This window comes from Roseateles sp. (assembly GCF_039595595.1).
Classification (GTDB): domain Bacteria; phylum Pseudomonadota; class Gammaproteobacteria; order Burkholderiales; family Burkholderiaceae_C; genus Roseateles.
Window position 1 is genome coordinate 35,220 of the sequence record NZ_JBCNLG010000009.1, and the last position, 17,131, is coordinate 52,350.

General features: G+C 68.4%; 19 protein-coding genes. 6 read left to right on the forward strand and 13 right to left on the reverse strand.

Annotated elements, in window-relative coordinates; translation table 11 throughout:
- Nucleotides 1–23 precede the first annotated feature (23 nt).
- From ABDW61_RS13025 to ABDW61_RS13035, 3 genes are all read right to left on the reverse strand, one after another.
- Nucleotides 24–2,171 carry a chemotaxis protein CheW gene (locus ABDW61_RS13025; RefSeq protein ID WP_343639200.1) on the reverse strand — a complete coding sequence of 716 codons (2,148 nt, stop codon included), beginning with the start codon at nt 2,169–2,171 and terminating at the stop codon, nt 24–26.
- A 19-nt stretch (nt 2,172–2,190) separates the two neighbouring features.
- Nucleotides 2,191–2,553 carry a response regulator gene (locus tag ABDW61_RS13030; RefSeq protein ID WP_058934514.1) on the reverse strand — a complete coding sequence of 121 codons (363 nt, stop codon included), beginning with the start codon at nt 2,551–2,553 and terminating at the stop codon, nt 2,191–2,193.
- Between the two features lie 123 nt (nt 2,554–2,676).
- Nucleotides 2,677–3,135 (reverse strand): hypothetical protein, encoded by a 459-nt coding sequence (locus tag ABDW61_RS13035; protein ID WP_343639201.1) that lies wholly within the window; start codon nt 3,133–3,135, stop codon nt 2,677–2,679.
- 282 nt (nt 3,136–3,417) lie between these two features.
- Here ABDW61_RS13035 and ABDW61_RS13040 point away from each other — a divergent pair, with 282 nt between their 5' ends.
- From ABDW61_RS13040 to ABDW61_RS13065, 6 genes are all read left to right on the forward strand, one after another.
- Complete coding sequence (locus ABDW61_RS13040; RefSeq protein ID WP_343639203.1) at nt 3,418–4,578, forward strand: histidine kinase; 1,161 nt, start codon at nt 3,418–3,420, stop codon at nt 4,576–4,578.
- Nucleotides 4,575–5,222 carry a response regulator transcription factor gene (locus ABDW61_RS13045; RefSeq protein ID WP_343639204.1) on the forward strand — a complete coding sequence of 216 codons (648 nt, stop codon included), beginning with the start codon at nt 4,575–4,577 and terminating at the stop codon, nt 5,220–5,222. The genes ABDW61_RS13040 and ABDW61_RS13045 overlap by 4 nt, the downstream gene beginning before the upstream one ends.
- 246 nt (nt 5,223–5,468) lie before the next feature.
- Nucleotides 5,469–6,689 (forward strand): efflux RND transporter periplasmic adaptor subunit, encoded by a 1,221-nt coding sequence (locus ABDW61_RS13050; RefSeq protein WP_343639205.1) that lies wholly within the window; start codon nt 5,469–5,471, stop codon nt 6,687–6,689.
- Between the two features lie 28 nt (nt 6,690–6,717).
- Nucleotides 6,718–7,416, forward strand: a complete 699-nt coding sequence (locus tag ABDW61_RS13055) for an ABC transporter ATP-binding protein (protein WP_343639206.1) — start codon at nt 6,718–6,720, stop codon at nt 7,414–7,416.
- Nucleotides 7,417–7,443: 27 nt separating this feature from the next.
- Nucleotides 7,444–8,613, forward strand: coding sequence for an ABC transporter permease (locus tag ABDW61_RS13060; RefSeq protein ID WP_343639207.1), 1,170 nt, complete (start codon nt 7,444–7,446; stop codon nt 8,611–8,613).
- A 2-nt stretch (nt 8,614–8,615) separates the two neighbouring features.
- Nucleotides 8,616–9,932, forward strand: coding sequence for an ABC transporter permease (locus tag ABDW61_RS13065; RefSeq protein WP_343639208.1), 1,317 nt, complete (start codon nt 8,616–8,618; stop codon nt 9,930–9,932).
- Between the two features lie 47 nt (nt 9,933–9,979).
- On the opposite strand, the gene ABDW61_RS13070 is transcribed toward ABDW61_RS13065, so the two are convergent.
- The 10 genes from ABDW61_RS13070 to ABDW61_RS13115 form a co-directional block, all read right to left on the reverse strand.
- Complete coding sequence (locus ABDW61_RS13070; RefSeq protein ID WP_343639210.1) at nt 9,980–10,375, reverse strand: hypothetical protein; 396 nt, start codon at nt 10,373–10,375, stop codon at nt 9,980–9,982.
- The gene (locus ABDW61_RS13075) at nt 10,353–10,835 is read right to left on the reverse strand and encodes a hypothetical protein (protein ID WP_343639212.1); all 483 of its coding nucleotides are present in this window, start codon (nt 10,833–10,835) and stop codon (nt 10,353–10,355) included. Before ABDW61_RS13075 ends, ABDW61_RS13070 begins: the two co-directional genes overlap by 23 nt.
- Before the next feature lie 216 nt (nt 10,836–11,051).
- Nucleotides 11,052–11,816, reverse strand: coding sequence for a flagellar biosynthetic protein FliR (gene fliR / locus ABDW61_RS13080; protein WP_343639213.1), 765 nt, complete (start codon nt 11,814–11,816; stop codon nt 11,052–11,054).
- A gap of 43 nt (nt 11,817–11,859) precedes the next feature.
- Nucleotides 11,860–12,129 (reverse strand): flagellar biosynthesis protein FliQ, encoded by a 270-nt coding sequence (gene fliQ, locus ABDW61_RS13085; RefSeq protein WP_343639214.1) that lies wholly within the window; start codon nt 12,127–12,129, stop codon nt 11,860–11,862.
- Nucleotides 12,130–12,154: 25 nt separating this feature from the next.
- Nucleotides 12,155–12,973: a flagellar type III secretion system pore protein FliP gene (fliP, locus tag ABDW61_RS13090; RefSeq protein WP_343639215.1), complete on the reverse strand. Its 819-nt coding sequence runs from the start codon at nt 12,971–12,973 to the stop codon at nt 12,155–12,157.
- A gap of 13 nt (nt 12,974–12,986) precedes the next feature.
- Nucleotides 12,987–13,352: a flagellar biosynthetic protein FliO gene (locus tag ABDW61_RS13095; RefSeq protein WP_343639216.1), complete on the reverse strand. Its 366-nt coding sequence runs from the start codon at nt 13,350–13,352 to the stop codon at nt 12,987–12,989.
- A 147-nt stretch (nt 13,353–13,499) separates the two neighbouring features.
- Nucleotides 13,500–13,943, reverse strand: a complete 444-nt coding sequence (gene fliN, locus ABDW61_RS13100) for a flagellar motor switch protein FliN (protein ID WP_091722331.1) — start codon at nt 13,941–13,943, stop codon at nt 13,500–13,502.
- A complete protein-coding gene (gene fliM / locus ABDW61_RS13105; protein ID WP_343639218.1) occupies nt 13,936–14,937 on the reverse strand; it encodes a flagellar motor switch protein FliM in 1,002 nt (333 codons plus the stop codon). Before fliM ends, fliN begins: the two co-directional genes overlap by 8 nt.
- Nucleotides 14,938–14,961: 24 nt before the next feature.
- Nucleotides 14,962–15,543, reverse strand: a complete 582-nt coding sequence (locus tag ABDW61_RS13110) for a flagellar basal body-associated FliL family protein (protein WP_343639220.1) — start codon at nt 15,541–15,543, stop codon at nt 14,962–14,964.
- 136 nt (nt 15,544–15,679) lie between these two features.
- Nucleotides 15,680–17,119, reverse strand: a complete 1,440-nt coding sequence (locus tag ABDW61_RS13115) for a flagellar hook-length control protein FliK (protein WP_343639221.1) — start codon at nt 17,117–17,119, stop codon at nt 15,680–15,682.
- Between the last annotated feature and the right edge of the window lie 12 nt (nt 17,120–17,131).

Consider the following 17,131-nt stretch of genomic DNA (forward strand, 5'->3'; position numbering starts at 1 on the left):
GAATCAAAGACGATCGACGGCGTTCAATGGCGCGAGCGGCGCACCAGGCTGCCCACGTCCAGGATCAGCGCGACCCGGCCGTCGCCCATGATGGTGGCGCCGGAGACGTCGGTGACCTTGCGGTAGTTCGCCTCCAGGTTCTTGACCACGACCTGCTGCTGGCCGAGCAACTCGTCCACCAGCAGCGCGACGCGGCCGCCCTCGGCCTCGACCACGACCATGATCGAGCTGACATGCTCGAAGTCGAAGCGCGGCACGTTGAAGACCTGTTCGAGTTCCACCACCGGCATGTATTCGTCGCGGACCTCGACCACGCGGCCGGAGCCGCCGACGGTCTTGATCGTGTCGGCCTGGACCTGGAAGGACTCCACCACCGACGACAGCGGCAGGATGTAGACCTCTTCGCCCACGCCCACGCTCATGCCGTCCATGATGGCCAGCGTCAGCGGCAGCCGCACCGAGACCTTCATGCCGTAGCCCTCGGCGGAGTCGATCTCCACCGTGCCGCCCAGCGAAGTGATGTTCTTCTTGACCACGTCCATGCCGACCCCGCGGCCGGACACGTCGGTGACCTGGTCCGCCGTCGAGAAGCCGGGCGCGAAGATCAGGCCCCAGACTTCCTGGTCGGTCATCGTGTCGGGCGCGTCGATGCCCTTCTCGCGGGCCTTCTTGATCAGCTTCTCGCGGTTCAGGCCGCGGCCGTCGTCGCGCACTTCGATGACGATGGAGCCGCCCTGGTGGGAGGCCACCAGCGTGATCGTGCCCTGCTCGGGCTTGCCCTTGGCGACGCGGTCGGCGGGGGATTCGATGCCGTGGTCGCAGCTGTTGCGCACCAGGTGGGTCAGCGGATCGGTGATCTTCTCGACCAGGCCCTTGTCGAGCTCGGTGGCCTCGCCCTGGGTGACCAGCTCGACCTTCTTGCCCAGCTTGGCGGCCAGGTCGCGCAGCATGCGCGGGAAGCGGTTGAACACCACCGACATCGGGATCATGCGGATCGACATGACCGATTCCTGGAGGTCGCGCGTGTTGCGCTCCAGGTCGGCCAGGCCGGAAGCCAACTGCTGGTACAGGCCCGGATCGAGGTTGCGGCTGTTCTGCGCCAGCATGGCCTGGGTGATGACGAGCTCGCCCACCAGGTTGATCAACTGGTCGACCTTCTCCACCGACACGCGCAGCGTGGACTGGTCGGGGCTGGCGCCGCCGGCGCGCGGGGCGACCTCGGTGCGGGCCGGCGTGGCCGGCTTGGCGGCCACCGGCACGTTCGCCTTGGGCGCCTCGGCAGCGGCCTTGGCTTCGGCGGCGGTCTCGGGAGGCACGCCGGGGGCGTCGTCGAAGAAGCCGTAGCCGGGGTCCTCGTCCTTCTTCGCCTCGGCCGGGGGCGCGCCGGGCGCGCCTTCGTGGAAGCCGTAGCCCTCGCCCAGCGGCAGGATCTTGACCTGCTCGCGCGAGACGTGGAAGGTGAACAGATCCAGCAGGTCGTTGTCGGTGCTGCTGGTCAGGACCTTGAAGCGGCGCATGCCGTCGGCGGCGATGCCGCCGTCCAGCGGCTCGATCGTGCCCAGGTCGGTGATCTCCTTGAACAGCTCGACCAGGTTGTCGGCCTGCGCCGGGTTGTCCAGCGGGCCCACCAGCAGCTCGAGCTGGCGCACCGTGGACTTCAGCGGCGCGGCGGCCGGCGCCGCGGGGGCTGGAGCGGGCGCCGCGGCGGCCACCGGGGCCGGCGCGGCGGCGCGCGTGCCGTCCAGCGTGCCGCCGTCGACCAGCGTGCGGATGCTGCTCAGCAGGGCGGAGGTGTCGACCGCGTCGGCGCCCGAGCCCTGATGCCGCGCCAGCTGCGCCTTGAGCGCGTCGCCGGACTGCAGCAGCACGTCCACCATCTGCGAGGTCGGCGCCAGTTCATGGCGGCGCAGCTTGTCCAGCAGCGTCTCCATCTGGTGCGTCAGCTCGGCCACGTCGTTGAAGCCGAACGTCGCCGCGCCGCCCTTGATCGAGTGGGCGCAGCGGAAGATGGCATTCATCTGCTCATCGTCCGGGTTCTCGATGTCCAGGTTCAGCAGCAGCTGTTCCATGTTGTCGAGGTTCTCGCCGGCTTCCTCGAAGAAGACCTGATAGAACTGGCTCAGGTCGATGCCCGCGCCCAGGTTGGCGCCTTCGGAGGTCATGTCTCCCATCAATCTCTCCCGCGGGACTTCAGCGGATCACCTTGCCGATCACTTCGATCAGCTTGGCCGGGTCGAATGGCTTGACCAGCCAGCCGGTGGCGCCCGCGGCGCGGCCGGCCTGCTTCATCTGGTCGCTGGACTCGGTGGTCAGGATCAGGATCGGCGTGGTCTTGAATTTTGGGTTGTCCCGCAGCTTCTTCGTCAGGCTGATGCCATCCATGCGGGGCATGTTCTGGTCGGTCAGCACCAGGTCGAAATCGCGCTGCGTCGACTTCTCCCAGGCGTCCTGCCCGTCCACCGCCTCCACGACGTTGAAACCCGCATTCTTGAGGGTGAACGAGACCATCTGGCGCATGGAGGCCGAATCGTCTACGGCGAGGATCGAGGGCATTTTTGGTTCTCCGGATGACAGGCTGTTTTCGGGTGGACTCGAAGATTCTTGAGGACCTTCAAGACCGACCGTGCTTCGCGGTCGATGTTTTCGTGATGTAAGGGGCGCAAGGTCGCAGCATCGTCAGAACAATTCGATCGAGCCGGCGTCCATCTCGTCTTGCGTGACGGGATTGGGACGCAGCGGGGCGGTCTCGACGACGGCCATCCCGTCCTCGTCGTCCCCGAACGCATCGCGCGCGAGCTGGTCCGAGCAGTTGCGCAGCCGCTGGCTGGTGTGCGCGATGAGTTGCGTGGACATGTCCTGGAACTGCAGCGCGGTGATCGCCCCGGCCAGATGCAGCATCAGCTGCTGCAGCGCGTCCTGGTCGCGCGCCTCGGGCAGGCGCTCGCGCATCTGCTCCACCAGGCCGGAGGCACCGAAGAAATGCGTCGACAGCGCCTCGCAGGCATCGTCCAGCAGGCGCTGCAGCCGCTCCAGGTCGTTGTTGACCGTCATCAGATGGTCCTGCAACTCGGCGGCGGCGAGCAGTGGCATCAGTCCGCTGCCTTCCGGCTCGACCGACGTCTCATCGATTTGCATCTTGGCTCCACATTGGATGTCCTGGTGCTTGTTCATGTCTGCCCAACTCAGACATGCGCCCGGACTTGTCGGCTGGCAAGAATCTTCGGCCTTTGCCTCGCATCTGTCGACGGGACTAATAGCGAAAAGCTGTCCCTTTAGCTTGGATCAACTGGCGTCGACGCGACACTGACAAATTCTCGATAAGGGTAAACCCAAGACTCTACGGTTTCCAGAGGGGGAACGGCGGGGGGGCTCCTGCATAGACGAGGGATGCGCGACAAACTTGGCATACTCGCGCCCATGCCGACTCTCCCCCTGGCCGAGCGCTCGCTGCGCCTGCTTCATATCGAGGATTCCGACCTGGATCACCAATTGATCCTGGCCCAGTTGCAACGGTCCGGATTGCGTTTCGAAATCACGCGGCTGGACACCCTGCCGCAAATCGAGGCGGCGCTCGACCGGAGCTGGGACGCGGTGATTTCCGATTACAACCTGCCGGGGTTTTCGGGGCTGGTCGTGCTGGACCTGATCAAGCAGCGGCAACTGGTGCTCCCGTTCGTGCTGGTGTCGGGCGAGATCGGCGAGGACACCGCCGTCGCGGCGATGCGCACCGGCGCGTCGGACTACCTGCTCAAGAACAACCTGACGCGGCTGGCGCCGGCGCTGCTGCACGCGATCGAGTCCTGCGAGGCGCAGCTCGCGCGCCAGGAAGCCGACCGCGAGCTGCTCAAGTCCAAGCAGCAATTGCACGAGTTGGCCGGGCACCTGCAGACCAGCGTCGAGATGGAGCGGGCGGCGATCGCGCGCGAAATCCATGACGACGTGGGGGGCTCGCTGACGGCGCTGAAGTTCGACCTGGCCTGGATCGCGCGCCACAGCAGCGACGAGGCGGTCCAGCAGCGCGTGCAGTCGGCGCTGGAGACGGTCACCAGCGCGATCGAGTCGAGCCAGCGGATCATGCACAACCTGCGGCCGGCGATCCTGGAACAGGGATTGCTGGCAGCGGTGCAATGGCTGGCGGCGCGCTTCGAGCGCCGCACCGGCATCGCGACCGCGGTGCGGCACGTCGGCGAGCATTTCCAGCTGCCGGCGGGCGTGCCGCTGGTGGCCTACCGCTGCGCGCAGGAGGCGCTGACCAATGTCTCCAAGCATGCCGGGGCGACCCGCGTCGACGTGGAGCTGAGCATGGAGGGCGGCGTGCTGACGCTGGAGATCAAGGACAACGGCCACGGCATCGCGCCGGGCGACCTGAGCAAGGCGCGCAGCTTCGGCATCCGGGGCCTGCGCGAGCGCGCGGCGACGGTGGGTGGCTGGGTCGACCTGAGCAGCGGGCTGCACGGCACGGCGCTGATCCTGTCGGTGCCGCTGCGCGGCGTGATCGCGGATTTCGACGTCGACGACGACGGCGAGCCGATCCCGGCCGGCGCGGGCCATGATCCGTCCTCGTGGGGCGCCCTATGATCAAAGTCATCCTCTGCGACGACCATGCGCTGATCCGCCGCGGCATCCGCGACACGCTGTCCGACGCGCCCGACATCGAGGTGGTGGGCGAGGCCGGCGACTACGGCGAGCTGCGCAGCCTGATGCGCACGCTGCCCGTGGACAAGCAGTGCGACGTGCTGGTGCTGGACATCAACATGCCGGGCCGCAGCGGCCTGGACGTGCTGCATGTGCTCAAGGACGAGGGCACGGCGACGCGGGTGCTGATCGTTTCGATGTACCCGGAGGACCAGTACGCGATCCGCGCGCTGCGGGCCGGGGCCTTCGGCTACGTCAACAAGGGGGGCGATCCGCAGCTGCTGGTGCAGGCGGTGCGCACGGTGGCGCAGGGGCGCAAGTACGTGACCCCCGAGATCGCCCAGATGCTGGTCGAGAGCCTGACCGCCCCGGCGCCGGAGCAGGCGCACCAGAAGCTGTCGGACCGCGAATTGCAGACGCTGGTGATGATCGCCTCCGGCAAGCGGCTGTCGGACATCGCCGAGGAACTGATGCTCAGCCCCAAGACGGTCAGCGTGTACCGCGCGCGGGTCCTGGAGAAGCTGGGCCTGTCCAACAACTCCGAATTGACCGTCTACGCGATCCGCAACGGGTTGGTCGAGAGCTGACCCCGCCGCGTCGCGTCCAGCCCGCGGCCGGGGCGCACCCCGGCCGCGTCCCGGCCGCATCCTGCCCGCGTCGAAATCCGCCCTCTCCATTCGTCGTCACGAGGGGGCGTTCACGACCGCCATCCGCCATTCGTCGCAACCAGGGGTTGACGCGGGCAGGGCGCCGCGCAGAATGCGCCCCGATTCGACCAAGGCGCCGCCCGCGAGGCGGTGCCGCACTGCAAGGGGGCCGTCATCGATACCGCATTGTTGAAAGAGCTGCGCATCCAGGGCACGGAGCGTGAGGACCATGGCGGCGGACCGCCGCGCTGGGTCTGGATCCTGGTGGCGGCGCTGGCCGTGCTGGCCCTGCTGGCGGGCGGCGGCTGGTGGTGGTGGCGCCAGTCCCAGGTGCCCGAGGTCGAGACCGCGAACGCGCTGCCGCGCGGCGGCACCGGCGGCAACGCCGTGCTGCAGGCCACCGGCTACGTGACGGCGCGGCGCGCGGCGACCGTGTCGACGCAGATCACCGGCACGCTGACGGCGGTGCTGTTCGAGGAGGGCGACCGCGTCGAGAAGGGCCAGGTCCTGGCCCGGCTCGAGGACAACGCGCTGCGGGCGGCGCTGCAGGCCTCGCGCGCCAACGTGGAGAGCGCCCGCGCCAATGTCGAGGCCACGCGCGCGCAATTGCTGCAGGCGCAGTCCGACCTCAAGCGCCAGGACGAGCTGGCCGCCAGCGGCATGTCCACGAAACAGGCGGCCGAGCAGGCCCGCACCGCGGTCACCGCCTATGCGGCGCAGCTCGAGGCGCGCCGCCGCGAGGCCGACGCGGCCGCGGCGCAGGCAGCGCAGACCCAGGTCAACTTCGATTACACGGTCGTCAAGGCGCCGTTCTCGGGCGTGATCACGGCCAAGGCGGCGCAGGTCGGCGAGATCGTCTCGCCGCTCTCCGCCGGCGGCGGCTTCACGCGGACCGGCGTGGGCACCATCGTCGACATGGACTCGCTGGAAGTGGACGTGGACGTCAACGAGGCCTACATCGGCCAGGTCAAGGCCGACATGCCGGCCGAGGCCACGCTGGACGCCTATCCGGACTGGCGCATCCCGGCGCACGTGATCGCGGTGGTGCCGTCGGCCGACCGCGGCAAGGCCACCGTCAAGGTGCGGGTGGCCCTGGAGCAGAAGGACCAGCGCGTCGTGCCCGACATGGGCGTGCGCGTCTCCTTCCTGGCCGCCAGACAGAGCGGCCAGACCGCGCCGCCGCCGGGCGTGCTGGTGCCGAAGTCGGCCGTCGCGTCGCGCGACGGCGCGCAGGTCGTCTTCGTCGTCGCGGGCCAGAAGGCCGCGGCGCGCAAGGTGAAGCTGGGCACGCCGGTGGGCGACCAGGCGGTGGTGCTGGACGGGGTCAAGGCCGGAGAGCCGCTCGTCGTGAATCCGCCCGAAGGGCTGCGGGACGGCGGCGAGATCCGCGTCGCCCCCGGCAAGTGAACCCTGAACCGTTACGCGAGGAGTCACCGTGAGCAAATTGATCGAGATCCGCGACCTGTCCAAGGTCTACACCCGAGGCAAGCAGAAGGTGGAGGTGCTGCACCACATCGACCTGGATGTGGCGCAGGGCGATTTCCTGGCGCTGATGGGGCCCTCGGGCTCCGGCAAGACGACGCTGCTGAACCTGATCGGCGGCCTGGACCAGCCCAGCGGCGGCAGCATCGCCATCGGCGGCGAGCGCATCGACCAGCTCGGCGGCGCCGCGCTGTCCAAGTGGCGCGCGGCCAAGGTCGGCTTCGTGTTCCAGTTCTACAACCTGATGCCGACGCTGTCGGCGCAGCGCAACGTCGAGCTGCCGCTGCTGCTGACCAAGCTCTCCGCGGCCGAGCGCAAGAAGCGCGCCGCGATCGCGCTGCAGCTGGTGGGCTTGTCGGACCGCGCCAGCCACAAGCCGACCGAGCTGTCCGGCGGCCAGCAGCAGCGCGTGTCGATCGCGCGGGCGATCGTCTCGGACCCGACCCTGCTGGTCTGCGACGAGCCCACCGGCGACCTGGACCGGCAGTCCGCCGAGGACGTGCTGGCGCTGCTGCAGGCGCTCAACCGCGACCACGGCAAGACCATCGTGATGGTCACCCACGACCCGAAGGCGGCCGAGCGTGCACGCCAGACGCTGCACCTGGACAAGGGCACGCTGGTCGAGCAGACGGTCAACGCGGCGGCCGCCTGAGGCCGCGCGGGCACGAAGAGGCACGCCATGAAATACCTGCACCTCATCTGGGCGGCGCTGTTCCGGCGCAAGCTCAGGACCTTCCTGACGCTGGTGTCCATCATCACCGCGTTCCTGCTGTTCGGGCTGCTGGACGCGGTCCGGACCTCGTTCGACCAGGCCGGCCAGTCGGCCAACGGCGCGTCGCGGCTGCAGACGGGCTCGCGGCTGTCGTTCATCCAGACGCTGCCGATGGCGCTGACGCAGCGCATCCAGGCGGTGGACGGCGTCAAGCTGGTGACCTATGCGAACTGGTTCGGCGGCGCGTACCAGGACCCGCACAACCAGGTCTTCAGCTTCGCGGTCGCGCCGAACTACCTCGACATGTATCCCGAGATGGTGGTCACCGACCAGGCCAGGCAGGCCTTCGCGTCGACGCGCATCGGCGCGCTGGTCGGTGAGGGCCTGGCCAAGCGCTTCAACTGGAAGGTCGGGGACAAGATCCCGCTGCAATCGACGATCTTCCCGGACCGCAGCGGCAGCAAGAACTGGCAGTTCGAGATCGTCGGCCTGATCCACGCGGCGGACAAGAAGTCGGGCGGCTGGTACGACCAGATGTTCCTGCTGAACTGGAAGTACTTCGACGACACGACCCCCTACAACCAGGGTGCCGTCGGCTGGTACGTGACGCGCGTGAACGACGCGAACCAGGCGGACCGCGTGGCCAAGGCGATCGATGCGATCTCGGCCAACTCGGACCATGAGACCCGCACCCAGACCGAGCAGGCGGCGATGGCCTCGTGGATGAAGCAGGTGGCGGACATCGGACTGATCGTCAGCTCGATCATGGGCGCGGTGTTCTTCACGCTGCTGCTGCTGTCGGGCAACACGATGATGCAAGCGGTGCGCGAGCGCACCGGCGAGATCGCGGTGCTCAAGACGATCGGCTTTTCCGGGCACAGCGTGCTGGCGATGGTGCTGGCGGAGTCGGTGCTGCTGCTGCTGATTGGCGGCGTGGTCGGGCTGGGCCTGGCCAGCGTCATCGGGCCGGTGGTCGGTCAGGCGAGCGGCGGCACGCTGAGGCTGCCCGCCGCCGGCTTGAACAGCTGGGCGACCGGTGTCGGGCTGATGGTGCTGTTCGGCATGATCGTCGGCGCCTTGCCGGCCCTGAACGCGATGCGCCTGAACATCACCGACGCGCTGGCCGGGAGGGCCTGATCATGAAATTCCTGAAGCGATTGGGATTGCTGGTGCTGCTGGCCGTGGTGCTGGTGGCGTGGGTGATGCTGCCGTGGTTCGGCGCGCTGGGACTGGCCGTGCTGCTGGGGCTGTGGATGCTGCTGTCGCGGCGCGGAGCGCAGGCGCGCTCGGTGACCAGCGTGGGGGTGAGCACGCTGCCGCAGCGGATGGGCTCGTCGGCGGTGATCGTCGTGGGCATCGCGGGCGTGGTCGGCGTGCTGGTGGCGCTGCTGGCGATGGCCGAAGGCTATGCCGAGACGCTGCGCAAGTCCGGCAGCGAGGACACGGCGATCGTGCTGCGCGGCGCGTCGGCGGCGGAGGTGGCGTCGGTGCTGTCGCGCGAGGACATCACGCAGATCGCGCAGGCGCCGGGCGTGGCGAAGTCCGCCAAGGGCGAGCCGCTGGTGTCGGCCGAGACGGTGGTCGCGGCCAACCTGCCGGTCAAGGGCACCCGGACCGACGAGGAGGCCAGCGTCCAGGTGCGCGGCGTCGGCGACGAGGCCTTCGCGGTGCGCCCGCAGGTGAAGATCGTCGCGGGCCGCAAGTTCCAGCCGGGGCTGAAGGAGCTGATCGTCGGTCAGGGGTCGGCGCGCCAGTTCGAGGGCCTGGAGCCGGGCAAGCAGATCCGTCTGGGCAGCCAGATCTGGACGGTGACCGGGGTGTTCGCCTCGGGGGACTCGATGGAATCGGAGCTGTGGGCCGACGCGCCGGTCGTGGCCGAGACCTACCGTCGCGGCGCGAGCCGCAATTCGGTGACGGTGAAGCTGACCGACGCCGCGGCGTTCAAGGAGTTCAAGGCGGCGCTCGATGCCAATCCGCAGCTGAAGGTCGATGCAACGACGACGCTGGCGTTCTTCGCCAAGCAGTCGGAGCAGATGACCAAGATCCTGCGGGTCATCGGGATCGTGGTGGGGGCCATCATGGCGGTGGGCGCGGTGTTCGGGGCGCTGAACACCATGTTCGCGGCCGTCGCGACGCGGGCGCGCGAGATTGCCACGCTGCGCGCGATCGGCTTCCCCGGACTGCCGGTGGTGGTGGCGGTGATGCTGGAGACGATGCTGCTCGCGGCGATTGGCGGTGTCATCGGTGGCGCGATCGCTTATCTGCTGTTCAACGGGCACGCGGCCTCGACAATGGCGGCGGGCTCGGTGGGCAAGCTGAGCTTCGAGCTGCGCGTGTCGGGGCAGTTGCTGTGGGAAGGCCTCAAGTGGGCGCTGGCCATCGGCTTCATCGGTGGACTGTTCCCCGCGGTGCGAGCGGCCAGCGTGCCGGTCACGACGGCGCTGCGGGAGCTTTGAGCGAGTGAAGAGCCGCACCATCGGGAAATGGTCGCGGCTCGCTTGTCTCAAGGGAGTGCCGCTGCAAGAGACTGAGGGGCGGCGCGCTGTCGCCTCATCTTGCCCTTCAAGCGCAGCAGCTTGCGATGCAGATCCCAGGCGATGTTCAGGGCGTCGGCGGCGCACTTCATGTCGACGTTCTGGTCGAGCACGTAATCGGCCTTCTTGCGCAGGCCATGGAGCAGCGACAGGCTGAAAGCCATCCGCTTTCCGTGCGTCATGAGCCGCTCCCGGGTCTGGCGATGAGCTCGCCCATCGCGGACCGTCACGTTCAACACATCGCGTGCGATCAGGAACACGCCATAGTAGGCGCGCGAAATGGCCGAGCGCAGCCAAGCCTCTCGTTCGTCCTCGGCCAGCTCTTCGGCAAGGAAGAGGAACTCACTGGGGTTGAATGCGGTCATCAACCGGTCCTTCCATGTTGTCGACGCCATCGAGAAGGGCCCTGTCGCTGAAGGGGCCCGTCCTGGGAAAGAAGGTGACGGGCCCTGCGACATGCGCGAGGTGCGGCGGAAAGCCGTCGTAGAAGGCGTCCTCCTCCGGGTGGCTCAGATGCTCACGCTCGGAGAAGCCGTAGACGCTGAAGATGAGGATTCCCACCGATTCGTCGTCGGGGCAAAGCTGCGCGGTAATCTCGCGATCAGGGAAGCTGCGCAGCAGATGCGCCCGGAAGGCGTCGAGGTCCTCCACGCTGATCTCGTCGTGACGTCGCAGGAAGTCCTCCAGCATCTGTTCATGCTGTGCGGAGCCGATCGGCGCTTCACTGCCGTAGGCAACGCGTGCCTGCGGCTCACTCGCAGCGGGAGGGCTGGATGCCAGAGTGGCATTGACCTGCTCGGTCTCAGCCTGGGTCATGGGGCGCATGAGTGTTCTCCATCGTCAGGTGAATCGGAACTCGCCGCAGCGCTGCCATGCATGTCGCGGCGATCGAGTTCCGTGATTGTTCAAACCTGACCCTCGTTCGGCCATGACCCAAACTGGTTGGCGACGGGGGATAAAAATGCAAAGAACAGAGTCCCCCGAAAGAGGGCTTCGGGCCGATGCGACGTCAGCGCCGAGTCAGGTCACGACTCGCGCTCGTCAGTTGAACGCCGCCAGCATGCGCTCCAGCGCGACCATGAAGGGCTGATGCATCAGCGGCAGCGTGGCGACCATGCCCACCAGGCCGATGCTGACGGTCAGCGGGAAGCCCACCGAGAACACGTTCAGCTGCGGCGCCACGCGCGAGATGATGCCCAGCACCAGGTTCACGAACATCAGCATCGTGATCAGCGGCAGCGCGATCCACAGCCCCATGCGGAAGATCTCCGCGCCCCAGACCTGCGGCTGCGCCACGCGCAGGAAGCGGAAGGGCTCCTCGCCGACGGGGAAGGCCTGGAAGCTCTCCACCAGCGAGTTGATCAGCATCAGGTGTCCGTTGATCGCCACGAACAGGAACGCGACCATCGAGCCGAGGAAGCGCGACGACGAGGTCCCCTGCGAGCCCGTCGACGGATCGAAGAAGCCGGCGAAGTTCAGACCCATCTGCAGGCCGATCAGCTCGCCGGCGAACTCCAGCGACGCGAAGACCACCCGCACCGCGAAGCCCATCGACAGGCCGATCAGAAGCTGCTGGCCGGTGACCATCAGCAGCTGCGGCAGCGAATCGAGCGGGATCACCGGCATCGCCGGCAGCGAAGGCTGCGCCGCCACCGCGATGAACAGCGCCAGCCCGATCCGCACCCGCGCCGGCACCTGGCGCTGGCTGAACACCGGCATGCCCGCGAACAGCGCCAGCGCGCGGATGAACGGCCACAGGATCGGATTGATCCACGCCAGCAGCTGCGCTTCGCTGAAGGAGATCATCGGGTGGGAGAGGGCGTCGGGACGGGACCGCGCGGCTGGCGCGTCAGCCCAGCGCCTGCGGGATGCTCTGGAGCGTGCGCTGGATGTATTCGACCAGGGTCGTGATCATCCAGGGGCCGGCCACCGCCAGCACCAGCACCGCGGCGACGATCTTCGGGACGAAGGACAGCGTCGACTCGTTGATCTGCGTCGCCGCCTGGAACACCGACACCAGCACCCCGACCGCCAGCACCGTCAGCAGGATGGGCGCCGCCACCATCAGCAGCACGTACAGCCCCTGCTGGCCGATCGTGAAGACCTGTTGAGCATCCATGGACGTCTCCTTGCGGACCGCGCCGCTACTGCGCGAACGAGGCCGCCAGCGACCCCAGCAGCAGGTTCCAGCCGTCCGCGAGCACGAACAGCATCAGCTTGAAGGGCAGCGACACCAGCACCGGCGACAGCATCATCATCCCCAGGCTCATCAGCACGCTGGAGACGATCATGTCGATCACCAGGAAGGGGATGAAGATCAGGAACGCGATCTGGAACGCCGATTTCAGCTCGCTGGTCACGAAGGCCGGCACCAGCACGCGGAAGGGCACGTTCTCCGGGGCCACGTTGGCCTCCAGTTTGGCCAGCCGCGCGAACAGCGCGACGTCCGACTGCCGCGTCTGCTTCAGCATGAAGGCGCGCATCGGCACCTGGGCCCGGTCCAGCGCCACCTCGAAGCCGATCTGGCCGCTCTGGTAGGGCTGCCAGGCCTCGGCGTAGACGCGGTCCAGCGTCGGGCTCATCACGAAGAAAGTGAGGAACAGCGACAGGCCCACGATCACCTGGTTCGGCGGCGCGGCCTGCGTGCCCAGCGCCTGGCGCAGCAGCGACAGCACGATCACGATCCGGGTGAAGCCGGTCATCATCAGCAGCACCGCCGGCAGGAAGCCCAGCGCGGTGAAGAACAGCAGCGTCTGGATCGGCACCGAGTAGCTGTTGCCGCCCGCGCCCTGGCCGATGACCAGCGGCACGCTCGCCGGCGCGCCGCCCTGCTGGGCCCAGGCCGCGGCGCCGGCCAGACCGCCGAGGGCCAGCACGGCGGCGGCGCTCAGCGCGCGCCATGGCCGGCGGCCCGGACGCGTGACCGGGGGCGCGGAGCAGGGAAGGGGACTCGAAGCCGTCATGCGCGGATTCCGATCAGGCCGAGGCACCGGGGCCGGGGCCATCGGCGTGCCTGCCGCCCAGGCTGCGCTTGAGCATCGAGGAGAACGACGGCTGCGCCGCCTGCAGCGCGACGCCGGCATCGGCCTGCGGCGGCATCACGTGCAGCGTGCGGATCTGCTGGCCGGTGATGCCCAGCACCAGCCACTGCCGGTCCTCGTCCTGGCCCACCTCGACGATCACGATGCGCTGGCTCGGCGCGATCACCAGCTGCGCGACGGTGCGCAACTGCCCGCCGAGGGCCGCGCCGCCCAGCGGCGTGCGCTTGAGCAGCCACAGCACGACCGGAATCAAGGCCAGGATGGCCAGGAACCAGAGCAGAGGGACAAGGCTGTTGTTCATGGCCGACGACTATAGCTGCCGAAGGGTCTCAGGACGCGAGCAGACGGTGTGCTGGCTAGGCGCGGCGCGCAAGCCGGACTCCTGTCCGGCGAGTGCCGCAACGACGCCAGGGCGCCGTGTGCGAAGTCGGCCTGGGGCCCTTCGGGGTCAGGCCTTGCTTAAACGGCGCATCCGTTCGGAAGGGGTCACGATGTCGGTGAGGCGGATGCCGAACTTGTCGTTCACCACCACCACCTCGCCCTGCGCGATCAAGTAGCCGTTGACCAGCACGTCCATCGGCTCGCCGGCCAGCGCGTCGAGCTCGACCACCGAGCCCTGCGCCAGCTGCAGGATGTTCTTGATCGGGATCCGGGTGCGGCCCAGTTCAACAGTGAGCTGGACCGGGATGTCCAGGATCATGTTGATGTCGCTGCCAGGCAGGTTGCCCGGCGTCGGCGCGAAGTTGGTGAAGGCCGCCGGCGCGACCTGCTCGGCCACCGGCTGCACTTCGGCCGCGACCTCGCTGCCGCCACCGCCGCCGGCCTCGGCCAGCGCCGCCGCCCATTCGGCGGCCATTGCGTCCTGTTCGTCCATCGGGGTGTTGTCAGCCATTGCGGGCTCCCAGCCAGCCGGCATCCGGGCCGGTCAGCATCTTTTCAATCTTGATCGAATACTTGCCGTTCGAGGTGCCGTAATGGCAATCGAACACCGGCACGCCGTCCACCTTGGCCTGGATGATCTGCTCCAGGTCCAGCTCGATGAAGTCGCCCGGCTTGAAGGCCAGCAGCTGTTCCACCGTCGCGGGGGCCTTGGCCAGCTCCGCCACCAGCTCGACCTCGGCCGACTGGATCTGGTGCTTGAGCAGGTTGACCCAGCGGCGATCGGGTTCGCTCGAGTCGCCCTGCGTGGTGCTGTACAGCACGTCGCGGATCGGCTCCAGCGTCGAATACGGGATGCAGAAGTACACCGTGCCGCTGGTCTCGCCGATCTCCAGCGTGAACGAGGTCGAGACGATGATCTCGCTGGGCGTGGCGATGTTGGCGAACTGCGGTTGCATCTCCGAGCGCTGGTATTCCAGCTCCAGCGGATAGATGCCCTTCCAGGCCTTGATGTACTCCTGGATGATGACCTCGACCAGGCGCAGGATCACGCGCTGCTCGGTGGCGGAGAAGTCGCGGCCCTCGATGCGGGTGTGGAACTTGCCGATGCCGCCGAACAGCGAGTCGATCACCGCGAACACCAGCGTCGGATCGCACACGATCAGACCGTTGCCGCGCAGCGGCTTGACCGACACGATGTTGAAGTTGGTCGGCACCACGATCTCGCGCAGGAAGGCGCTGTACTTCTGCACCTTGATGCCGCCGATGGCGACTTCCGGGCTCTTGCGGATGAAGTTGAACAGCCCGATGCGGATGTTGCGCGCGAAGCGCTCGTTGATGATCTCCATCGTGGGCATGCGCCCACGGACGATCCGCTCCTGGCTGGCGAGGTTGTACTCGCGGATGCCGCCGGTCTGGACTTCCTCGGCCTCGAGCTTCTGGCTCTCGCCGGTGATGCCCTGGAGCAGCGCATCGACTTCGTCTTGCGACAGGATCTGCTGATTCATGGCCCTATCCTCGCTGGATGCCGGTCACTGCACGATGAAGGTGGAGAAGAGCACCTGCGTCACCGGGCTCTCGACGGCGCGCTTCTTTTTCTTCTTCTTTTTCGGCGCGGCGTCCTCGTCTTCGTCCTCGTCGTCCAGCTCGATGCCCATCGGGCGCACGGCCTCGCGGCGGATCTCGCGGGCGAGCTTCTCCTTGCCCTCGACGGTCAGCAGCTCGGCCGAGGTCTTGTGCGACAGCACCAGCAGCACGTTGTTGCGGATCGCCGGCATGTAGGCCTTGAGCTGGTCGGCGAAATGCGCGTCGGCGACCTCCAGCGTGACGCCGACCTGCGCGAAGCGGTCGACCTCCTTGTCCGCCAGGTTCACCGTGAACGGGTCCAGCGGGACGAAGGTCGGCGGCGTGCCCGGCTTGGCGTGGGCGGCGGCGGCCGGCTTCTCGTCGGCGGCCCCGCCTTCCTCGTCGTCGGCATGGGACTTCTTCTTCATCATCAGCAACGCGCCGACGCCCACCAGCACCACCACCAGGACGATGGCGATGATGATGATCAGCTTCTTCTTGCCGCCGCCCTTGACGGCGGCGTCGTTGCCTGCGGCGGCTGTGGCCATGGGCGCTCCGGTGATGGATGAGAGGGGTTCGTCGGGGAGCCGGACCTGACGATCCGGCAATGGCTCCCATTGTGAAACGCCGCCCGCGCGCTCAACGCGCGAAAAGGCGGCGGATTCCGGTCAGACTCGGCGACCGTCAGGCGTACAGGTCGACCAGACCGCGCGGCGCGGTGCGGCGCTCGCCCCGGCCGGTGGCGGCGATGGCGCCCTCGTCGTCCGAGCCGCGTCCGCCGCGGCGGCCGCCCTGGGCGGCGCCGTCCGCGGATCCGTCTCCGCGATTCTGTCTGCCACTGGACTGCGATTGGGCGAACACCCCGCCGCCGCTCAGGGTCAGGCCCTGGGCCTGCAGCGCCGCCGCCAGGTCCGGCAGGCTGCGTTCCAGGACCTCGCGGGTGGCGGCGTGCTGGGCGTGGAAATTGACCTGCGCCTGCTGACCCTCGAGCTGGATGTTGATCGACACCGGACCCATCTCGGCCGGATTGAGCTGCAGCTGGGCCTCGTGAATGCCGTCCTTGATCAGCAGGCTGACGCTGGCCGAGAGCTCCGGCGCGAAGTCCGGGCTGTTCAGCGGCTGGCTCAGCGGGACGCTGGGCGCCTGGGCCGGCGCGGCGGCGTCGGCGCCGCCGGCGGCCGAGGCGCTGCCGGTCTGCTGCGCGGCGGCGAGCAGGGCCTCGAAGCTGTGCTGCGGCCCCTTGGCGGCCCCGTCGCCCATCGCGATCTCGTGCGCGCCGCCGGAGACGGCCTGCAGCGAGTCCTTCGCGGCGGCCGTGTCGGCCCCTTCGGCGGCGCCGGCCTTGCCGGCGGCGGCCTGGCTCAGCTCGCGCTGGAGTTCCTGGCGCTCGCGCATCGCGTCGCCGGTGGTGGGGTGCTTGCCATGCGCCTGCGCGCCGCCCGGCAGGGCGTCGGTGCCGGCGGCATCGCGATCAGCGGCGCCGGCGCGCGGCTTGGCTTCGGCCGGCGTCTCGCCGCGCAGCATCGCCAGGATCTGCTCGGCGGGCGTCGCGGCGGTGTCCTTGGCGTCCTTGGCGACCTTGTCCTTGCCTTCGCCGTCCTTGGCGTCGACACGGCTCTCATCCTGCGCGTCGCCGGCGTCGCCCGCGGCGCGGGTGTCCTTGCCGCCGGCGGCGCTCGCGGCATCGGCCTCATCGCGGGCATCCGCCTGCTGGCTGCCGTCCTTCCTGGCCGGTGCCGCGGGCGCCTTCGCGTCCTGCGTCTTGCCCGCGCTCTGACGCGCGGCGGCGTTGCGGGCGGTCAGCCGGTTCTCGTCGTCGGAGGCGCTGTTCTCAGGCGGACGCTCCGGCTTGGGCTGCGGCTGTTGCTGGCGCTGCGCCTGCTGCTGGTTCTGGAGCTGCTGCGCCTGCAACTGCTGAGCCTGCTGCTGCGTCTGCAATTGCTGAGCGCTGAGCTGCTGCGACTGTTGCGCCAGCGAAGCCTGGTTCTGCAGCTGCTGGCTGCTCTGGTTCAGCCAGCGGGCGAAGTCGGGCGAGCCCTCCTTGCGGCCGGCATAGGCGGGATTGTTCGCGCCGAGGCCGCCAAGGGCACCCGGCAGCGCGGTGTTGTTCTGAATCTGCGTCATGGCGAGGAAGGG